Origin of the sequence: Streptomyces sp. PA03-6a, from assembly GCF_033792765.1 — a bacterium.
In the GTDB taxonomy this organism is placed as follows: Bacteria; Actinomycetota; Actinomycetes; order Streptomycetales; family Streptomycetaceae; genus Actinacidiphila.
This window is the reverse complement of the sequence record NZ_JARAVK010000308.1, coordinates 1-9,133: the sequence shown is the minus strand read 5'-3', so window position 1 is coordinate 9,133 and position 9,133 is coordinate 1. Positions and strand designations below refer to the sequence as shown.

4 protein-coding genes are annotated in these 9,133 nt (G+C 75.3%); 3 read left to right on the top strand and 1 reads right to left on the bottom strand.

Annotation, left to right across the window (positions count from 1 at the left end):
• Positions 1 to 184: 184 nt before the first annotated feature.
• On the top strand, positions 185 to 2,269 hold the full coding sequence (malQ, locus tag PV350_RS40825) for a 4-alpha-glucanotransferase (RefSeq protein ID WP_499511915.1): 2,085 nt from the start codon (positions 185 to 187) through the stop codon (positions 2,267 to 2,269).
• 48 nt (positions 2,270 to 2,317) lie between these two features.
• On the top strand, positions 2,318 to 2,554 hold the full coding sequence (locus PV350_RS40820; protein ID WP_499517072.1) for a hypothetical protein: 237 nt from the start codon (positions 2,318 to 2,320) through the stop codon (positions 2,552 to 2,554).
• Positions 2,555 to 2,890: 336 nt separating this feature from the next.
• Here the strand turns inward: PV350_RS40820 and pepN are convergent, their stop codons facing one another.
• Complete coding sequence (pepN, locus tag PV350_RS40815; protein WP_499511916.1) at positions 2,891 to 5,461, bottom strand: aminopeptidase N; 2,571 nt, start codon at positions 5,459 to 5,461, stop codon at positions 2,891 to 2,893.
• 195 nt (positions 5,462 to 5,656) lie between these two features.
• On the opposite strand from pepN, the gene PV350_RS40810 reads away from it, so the two are divergent.
• Complete coding sequence (locus tag PV350_RS40810; RefSeq protein ID WP_500338467.1) at positions 5,657 to 9,067, top strand: beta-N-acetylglucosaminidase domain-containing protein; 3,411 nt, start codon at positions 5,657 to 5,659, stop codon at positions 9,065 to 9,067.
• Positions 9,068 to 9,133 lie beyond the last annotated feature (66 nt).

The following is a 9,133-nucleotide window of genomic DNA, read 5'->3' as shown; positions in this document are numbered from 1 at the left end:
GGGGGCAACCCCGGCCGAAGGCTGGGGGAGGGCGGGCCGCTTCGCGGCACGACCCGGGACCACGACGTGCTGCCACTCCTGGGTGGAGCGCGTGTACGGAATGCGACTGTGCGGCCACGCAGTGGGTATGGCTGAGGCTGTCCGGAGAAAGCGCACCCGCGATGACGCCCCAGGAGGGCATCCCATGACCGAAGCCGCCGACCGGGACAGACTCGCCGCGCTGCACGGCGTGGACGTCACCTACCGTCCGTCGCCGGACCGCGAGGTGCGCGTGCCGGACGGGACGGTCGTGGCGGTGCTGGCCGCGCTGGGCGTCGACGCCTCGACCCCGGCGGCGGTGCGGAACGCGCTGGCGGAGCACGATCACCGTGCGGGGCGGCGGCTGCTCCCCCGCAGCGTCGTGATGCGCAGGGGACGTCCGCTCCGGCACCGGCTGCCCGAGGGCACCGGGCTGCGGCTGACGACGGAGGACGGCGGCGAGGCCACCTGGGACGGCGGCACGCCGCTGCCCGTGGGGCGGCACGTGCTGCGCGCGCAGGCCCCCGACGGTCGCACGGCGCAGGCGCAGCTCGTCGTGGCGCCGGAACGGCTGCCCGGGCCCCCGGAGCGCGTCCTGGGCTTCATGGCGCAGCTGTACTCCGTGCTGTCCTCGCGGTCCTGGGGCATGGGCGACCTCGGCGACCTCGCGGACCTCGCGGCCTGGACGGGCCGGGCGCTGCACGCGGGCTTCCTGCAGGTCAACCCGTTGCACGTGGCCGTGCCGGGGCATCCCACGGACCCGTCGCCGTACCGTCCGTCCTCTCGGCGCTTCCCCGATCCGGTGTACCTGCGGGTGGAGGAGATCCCGGAGTACGCCTACCTCGGCCCCGACGACCGCGAGCGGGCCGCGGACCTGCTGCGCAAGGCGGCAGTGCTGCGCGACTCGGTCCTGCTGAAGGACGCCCTGATCGACCGTGACGCGGTGTGGGAGCTGAAGCGCGAGGCGCTGGCGCTGGTCCGCAAGGTGCCGCTGTCGCCGGGACGGCGGGCCGCGTACTGCGACTTCCTCGCGGACCAGGGGCAGGCACTGGACGACCACGCCACCTGGTCGATGCTGGCCGAGCTGCACGGCCCGCAGTGGCGCGGCTGGCCGGCGGGGCTGCGCGACCCGCGCTCGGGGCAGGTCGCGCGGCTCCGCGGCGAACGGCTGGACCAGGTCGACTTCCACTGCTGGCTGGCCTGGCTGACGGACGCCCAACTGGCCGCGGCCCAGCGTTCGGCGCGGGACGCCGGCATGGCGGTCGGCATCGTCCACGACCTCGCGGTCGGCGTGCACCCCTCCGGTTCCGACGCCTGGGCGCTGCAGGACGCCCTCGCCCACGGGATGTCGGTCGGCGCGCCGCCGGACGCCTTCAACGCCCACGGCCAGGACTGGGGCCTGCCGCCGTGGCGCCCGGACGCCCTGGCCGCCACGGGGTACGCGCCCTACCGCGACCTGCTGCGCAACGTGCTGCGGCACGCGGGGGGCCTGCGCATCGACCATGTGATGGGGCTCTTCCGCCTGTGGTGGGTGCCCGAGGGCGAGCCGCCGACGCGGGGCGCGTACGTCCGTTACGACGCCGAGGCGATGCTCGGCGTCCTCGCGCTGGAGGCGCAGCGCGCAGGTGCCGTCGTCATAGGGGAGGACCTCGGCACGGTCGAGCCGGGCGTCCGCGAGGAGCTGGCCGACCGGGGCATCCTCGGCACGTCGGTGCTCTGGTTCGAGCGCGACTGGGAGGGGGCGCACGGCTCCGCGCACGCCCGTCCGCTGCCGCCCGCGGCCTGGCGGGCGGACGCGCTGGCGACGGTGACCACCCACGACCTGCCGACGACGGCGGCCCGGCTGACCGGGGAGCACGTCGGGCTGCGGCACCGGCTGGGCCTGCTGACCCGGCCGCTGGAGGTGGAGCAGGCCGAGGACGCCGTGGAGGTCGCGGAGTGGCTGGCGCTGCTCGGCCGGCTGGGGATGCTGCCGGAGGGCACCCGCGACGAGGAGGCGGTCGTCAAGGCCGTCCACCGCTTCCTGGCGCGGACGCCGGCCCGCATGGTCGGCGTCTGGCTGCCGGACGGGGTCGGCGACCGCCGTCCGCAGAACCTGCCGGGCACCTGGGACCAGTACCCCAACTGGCGGCTGCCGGTGGCGGACGCCGAGGGCCGGCCGCTCACCCTGGAGCAGCTGACCGCCTCGCCCCGGCTGCACGCGCTGGCGCACGAGGTGCGGACCGCGATGGCGGCGCCCGACGGGCCGTAACACCACCCCGGACGCGCGGGCCGCCGGAGCGTTCGCTACTTTGAGAGCGTGGACAAGCTCAACAAGAACGCCCTGCGCGCCGGTGCCGTCACGGCCGGTACGGCGCTGATGCTGCTGATGTCGTCCCCCGCGTTCGCGAACACCCGCGACGACGGCGACGACCCGGGTTCCGGTCTGAGCGTGCTCCAGACGCTGGGCCTGTACGTCGCCCTGCCGATCGCCCTGTTCCTCGTCATCGCGGGTCTGGTCGTCGCGACCGACAAGTCCCGCAAGGCCCAGGGCTGATCCCCTTCCCACCTCGCTGACCGGGCCGCGGAGCACCGCGGCCCGGCTTCAGGTGTTCCCCGGTACCTCGTGCCGGTCGTACCGCCCGCGGGAGCGTTCCGGCCCGTCCGGCGGTCCCGGCGCGCCCCCGTCGTCAGGCATCCGCATCGCCGGCGACCGGCCCCGCGACGGCGCGTGGCACTCCCCGAACGGCCCAGCGTCCCTCGGCACGTCGCGAGGCGGCAGCCCCCGCGGCGCCCCACGCGCCCCCGTGTCCGGGCGCGGAGGACTCCCGGAAGACCCGAGGGCCCCCGCGGCGGTGCGCCGCGGGGGCCCTCACAGGGCTGTGCCCGCCGGTCAGCCGGCCGCCGCGTCCGCGGCCTGGGCCTTGAGCGCGCGCTCGACCCCGGCACGGCACTCCGTCACCATGCGCCGCAGCGCCGGCGCCGGATCGGCCGCCGCCAGCCAGGCGTCGGTGGCGTCCAGGGTGTCCTGGGAGACCTGGAGCGCCGGGTAGAGCCCGACGATGATCTGCTGGGCCATCTCGTGGCTCCGGGAGGCGAAGACGTCCGAGACCGCCGCGAAGTACCGCTGCGTGTACGGCGCCAGCAGCTCGCGCTGGTCCGGCTCGTAGAAGCCGGCGATGACCGCCTCCTGGACGGCGTTGGTGAGCGTCTCCGCCTCGACGACCGAGGCCCACGCCCCGGCCTTCGCCTCCGCCGTGGGACGCGCGGCGCGCGCGGTCGCCGCGTGCCGCTCACCGGCCGCCGTGGCGTCCCGGCCGAGCTCGGCCGCGATGGCCTCCTCGTCGGCGCGGCCCGTGGCGGCCAGCCGCTCCAGGAGGGACCAGCGCAGCTCGGTGTCGACGGCCAGGCCCTCGATCGTCTCCGTGCCGCCGAGCAGCCCGGCGATCAGGTCCAGCTGGTCCTTGGTGCGGGCCGTCGCGGTGAACGCGCGGGCCCAGGCGAGCTGGTGGTCGCTGCCGGGGGCGGCCGCGCGCAGGTGCTCCAGCGTCGCCTCGGTCCAGCGGGCCAGGCCGGTCTCGCGCCACTCGGGCGCGGCGTACAGCTCCAGCGCCGTCTTCACCTGGCGGTGCAGGGACTGCACCACGCCGATGTCGGACTCCTTGCCGATGCCGGAGAGCACCAGCTCCAGGTAGTCACGGGTGGCGAGTTCGCCGTCGCGGGTCATGTCCCACGCCGAGGCCCACACCAGGGCGCGCGGCAGCGACTCGGTGAAGTCGCCGAGGTGCTCGCGGACGGTGTCCAGCGAGACCTCGTCGAGCCGCACCTTGGCGTACGACAGGTCGTCGTCGTTGAGCAGCACGACCGCCGGGCGCGTGACGCCGACGAACTCGGGCACCGCGGTCAGCTCGCCGTCGACGTCGAGCTCGACGCGCTGGACGCGGACCAGCTTGCCGTCCTGGAGCTCGTAGGCGCCGATCGCGATGCGGTGCGGCCGCAGGATCGACTCGCCCTTGGCGCCGGCCGGCAGCGCCGGGGCCTCCTGGCGCACGGCGAAGGAGGTGATGGTGCCGTCGGCGGCGGTCTCGATCTCCGGGCGCAGGATGTTGATGCCGGCGGTCTCCAGCCACTTCTTCGACCAGGTCTTCAGGTCGCGGCCGGAGGTCTCCTCCAGGGCGGACAGCAGGTCGGCCAGACGGGTGTTCTTCCAGGCGTGGCGCTTGAAGTACGCCTGGACGCCGGTGAAGAACTCGTCCATGCCGACGTAGGCCACCAGCTGCTTGAGGACGGAGGCGCCCTTGGCGTAGGTGATGCCGTCGAAGTTGACCTGGACGTCCTGCAGGTCGTTGATCTCCGCCATGATCGGGTGGGTGGACGGCAGCTGGTCCTGCCGGTACGCCCAGGTCTTCATGGAGTTGGCGAAGGTGGTCCAGGAGTGCGGCCACTTGCTGCCGGGCGCGTAGGCCTGGCAGGCGATGGAGGTATAGGTGGCGAACGACTCGTTCAGCCACAGGTCGTTCCACCACTCCATGGTGACCAGGTCGCCGAACCACATGTGGGCCAGCTCGTGGAGGATCGTCTCGGCGCGCACCTCGTAGGCCGCGTCGGTCACCTTGGAGCGGAAGACGTACTGGTCGCGGATGGTGACCGCGCCCGCGTTCTCCATCGCGCCGGCGTTGAACTCCGGCACGAAGAGCTGGTCGTACTTGGCGAAGGGGTAGGGGAAGTCGAACTTCTCCTCGAACCAGTCGAAGCCCTGCCGGGTGACCTCGAAGATGGCGTCGGCGTCGAGGAACTCCGTCAGCGAGGGACGGCAGTACAGGCCCAGCGGCACGCTGCGGCCGCCCTCGCCCTCCCAGGTGCTGTGCACGGCGTGGTAGGGGCCGGCGATCAGCGCGGTGATGTACGTGGAGATGCGCGGGGTGGCCGCGAAGCTCCACGTGTTGTCGACCGGCTCGGGCGTCGGGGAGTTGGAGATGACCGTCCAGCCGGCCGGGGCCTTCACGGTGAAGGTGAAGCTCGCCTTGAGGTCGGGCTGCTCGAAGTTGGCGAAGACCCGGCGGGCGTCCGGCACCTCGAACTGGGTGTAGAGGTACGCCTGCTTGTCGACCGGGTCGACGAAGCGGTGCAGGCCCTCGCCGGTGTTGGTGTACGCCGCGTCCGCGACGACCCGCAGCTCGTTGGCGCCGGCCTGCAGCGACGGCAGGGCGATGCGGCTGTCCGCGAAGACCTCGGCCGGGTCCAGCGCGGTGCCGTTGAGCACCACCTCGTGGACCGCGGGGGCGACCAGGTCGATGAAGGTCGAGGCACCCGCCTCGGCGGAGTCGAAGCGCACCGTGGTCACCGACCGGAAGGTGCCGCCCTCCTGGGCCCCGCTCAGGTCGAGCTCGATGTCGTACGCGTCCACGGTGAGCAGGCGCGCTCGCTGCCGCGCCTCCTCACGGGTGAGGTTGGTGCCGGGCACGTGTCCGTCTCCTTCGTCGGGTTTTCGGCCATCCTCGCACGCGGCAGGGGTGGGACGGCCGGGGGTTTTCCCTCGACCGGCCGGTCGTGTCCCCGGGCGCCGCCGGCTACCGGCGGTACGGCCCGCGGGCACGGGCCGGAAGGGGCGCGTCGTCGCGTTGACACGCCCTCCGTGCGGGTGATGGGCTGTCGGACCATGACCCCGGGCAGGAGAACCGCCGCGACCCACACGGCAGCGCTCGTCGCCGCCGTCGTCGGCGGGGTGCTCGGGACCACGCCGGCCGCCCTGGCCGCTCCACCCGTCGCCCCGACGACGGCGCCCGGCACCACGGACGGCACCGTGACGGCGGACGCCGCGCCCGCCGTCCACCCCGAGCCGCAGTCGCGGCGCAGTCGCGGCGGCACCGTCGCCGTACCGGACACGGCGACCCTGGTCGCCGGGCCCGGGGCCGACCCCTACGCCCTGGACGCCCTCCGCGCGATCCTGCGCGGCGCGGGCGTGACCACGCTCCACGAGGGGGCGGCGGACCCTCGGGGGCTGGTGGTCTACGCCGGCGGCGCGCGCGCCGACACCGCGCTGCGCGCCCTGGGTGCCGCGCCCACCGGGGACCTGCCCTCCGGCGGCTACCGGCTCGCCGTGGGACGCACCGGCGGCCGCGCCGTCGTGGCGCTGGACGGGGCGGGCGAGGACGGCCTGTTCCACGCGGCGCAGACGCTGCGCCAGTTGACGACCGCGCGCGGCCTGGCGGGCGTCGTCGTCCGCGACTGGCCCGCGGCGGCGACGCGCGGCGTCACCGAGAGCTTCTACGGCGAGCCGTGGACCCAGGAGCAGCGGCTCGCCCAGCTGGACTTCCTCGGCCGCACCAAGCAGAACCGCTACCTGTACGCCCCCGGCGACGACCCCTACCGCCAGGAGCGGTGGCGCGAGCCCTACCCCGCCCCGCGCCGCGCGGAGTTCCGCGCGCTCGCCGAGCGGGCCCGGGCCAACCACGTGACGCTGGCGTGGGCGGTGTCGCCGGGCCAGGCGCTGTGCTTCTCCTCGCAGGAGGACCGCAGGGCGCTGCTGCGCAAGGCCGACGCGATGTGGGCGCTGGGCGTGCGCGGCTTCCAGCTGCAGTTCCAGGACGTGAGCTACAGCGAGTGGCACTGCGAGGCCGACGCGGACGCGTACGGCGACGGCCCCGAGGCGGCGGCCCGGGCGCAGGCCGACGTGGCCAACGCGCTCGCCGCCCACCTGGCGGAGCGCCACGGGGCCGCCGTACCGCTGTCGCTGCTGCCGACGGAGTACTACCAGGACGGCGCCACGGACTTCCGGGGCGAACTGGCCCGGGTGCTCGACCGGGGCGTGGAGGTGGCGTGGACGGGTGTCGGCGTCGTCCCGGGGGAGATCACCGGGCGGCAGATCGCCGATGCCCGGGCGGCGCTGCAGCACCCGCTGCTGACGATGGACGACTACCCGGTCAACGACTTCGCCGAGGACCGGATCTTCCTCGGCCCCTACACCGGACGCGAGCCCGCGGTCGCGACGGCGTCCGCGGGACTGCTGGCGACGGCGATGCGCCAGCCCGCCGCCTCCCGGATCGCGCTGTTCACGGTGGCCGACTACGCGTGGAACCCGCGTGGGTACGACCGTGCGGCCTCCTGGCGCGCGGCCGTCGACGACCTGGCGGGCCGCGATCCCGGAGCCCGCGACGCACTGCGGGCCCTCGCGGGCAACGAGGCCTCCTCGGCGCTGGACGAGGGCGAGTCGGCGTATCTGCGGCCGCTCATCGCGGAGTTCCTGGACGCCTACGCGAACGGCGGCCGGGAGCGGCTGGAAAAGGCGGCCGGCCGGCTGCGCGCGGCGTTCACCACGATGCGCGGCGCCCCGGAACGCCTTGACGGACTGGCGGACGGCTCCTTCGGCGGCGAGGTGCGGCCGTGGCTGAGCCAGCTGGCCCGGTACGGTTCGGCGGGCGAGCACGCCGTCGACATGCTGGTGGCGCTGCGCGCGGGTGACGGCACCGGCGCGTGGCGGGACCGGCTGGCGCTGGAGCGGGCCCGCCGGCGGATAGCGAACAGCCCGGCCACCGTGGGCCACGGGGTGCTCGACCCGTTCCTGGCGAAGACGCTGGCCACGGCGGACGCGTGGACCGGCGTGCGCACCGCGGGCCGCAAGGCCACCGCCACCCTGGGCTCGGCCCGGTCCACCGACCCGTCGCTGATGACCGACGGCAAGGACGGCACCGCCTGGGCCAGCGACGCCCCTCCCCGGCAGGACGACGCCTTCGGGGTCGACCTGGGCGGCACCCGGACGATCCGCAGCGTGCGCGTCGCCATGGGGACCGCGCAGCGGGGCCCCGAGCGGGACGACTACCTGCGCGAGGCGGTGCTGGAGTACTCCGCGGGCGACGAGGGCGGCTGGCGGACCGCCGCCACGGTGCACGACGACCGGACCGTGACCGTGCGGCTGCCCGAGGGCACCCGGGCGCGGTACGTGCGGCTGCGCGCGACCGCCGCGCAGGAGAACGCCGTGACGGTGCGGGAGTTCACCGTCGGCACGGAGGACGACGGTGCCTCCGGCGTCCTCGCCGCCGACCCCGCGTCCCTGGCGGCCTCCGACGGCGACGCCACGACCACCGTCCGCGTGCCCGCCGGGGGGCTGACCCTGGAGTACGGCTCGGCCCGCCCGCTGGAGGCGCTGACCGTGCTCACCGACACCGGGCCGGGGACCGCCGGGTCGGTGGAGGTGCGGGTGCCCGGCCAGGGCTGGCACCGGCTCGGTTCGCTGGGCGGCGGCTGGACCGAACTGCCGGCGCAGGGCCTGCGGGTGGACGCGGTGCGGGTCACCCCGTCGGCGGGGGCCCATCCGCCGGTCGTCCACGAGATCGTGCCCTGGTACGCCGACCGGCCCGCGGCCCGGATGACCCTGGACCGTACCGAGACCGACCTGGAACTCGGCGGCGCCCCCGCGACCGTCACCGCGGAGCTGACCGACGCCTCGCCCGCCGCCGCCAGGGTGTCGCTGACCGCCGAGGCCCCGGAGGGCGTCGAGGCCGTTACGCCCGGTGAGGTGGAACTGCCGCGCGGCGGCAAGGTCGTGGTGCCGGTGCGGTTGTCCCTGCCCGCGGACGGTGTGCCCGGCGTGTACGAGGTGCCGCTGGCGTTCCGCGCCGAGGGCCGCACCGTGCGGCAGACCGTCACGGTGCACGCCTATCCGCGCACCGGCGGCCCCGACCTCGCCGCGGGCGCCCCGGCCGCCTCCTCCGGTGACGAGACCGCCGACTTCCCGGCCTCGGCGCTGACCGACGGTGACCCCGCGACCCGCTGGTCCTCCCCCGTGCGGGACGACGCCTGGGTGCAGGCCGAGCTCCCGCGGGCCGCCAGGATCGGCCGGGTGGTGCTGCGCTGGCAGGACGCGTACGCCGCCCGCTACACGATCCTGACCTCGGCCGACGGGCAGAGCTGGCACACCGCGGCGGTGATCTCCGACGGCCGCGGCGGCACCGAGTCCGTACGGCTGGACGCCCCCTCCGACACGCGCTTCCTGCGCGTGCAGGGGCTGGAGCGCGGCACGAAGTACGGCTACTCGCTGTACTCGTTGCAGGCGTACGCCGTCACCGACTGACCCGGCGCCACCTGCCCCCGCAGCCCACCCCCGCCGCCCGCCGTGCGCCCCCGGACCGTTGCGGAC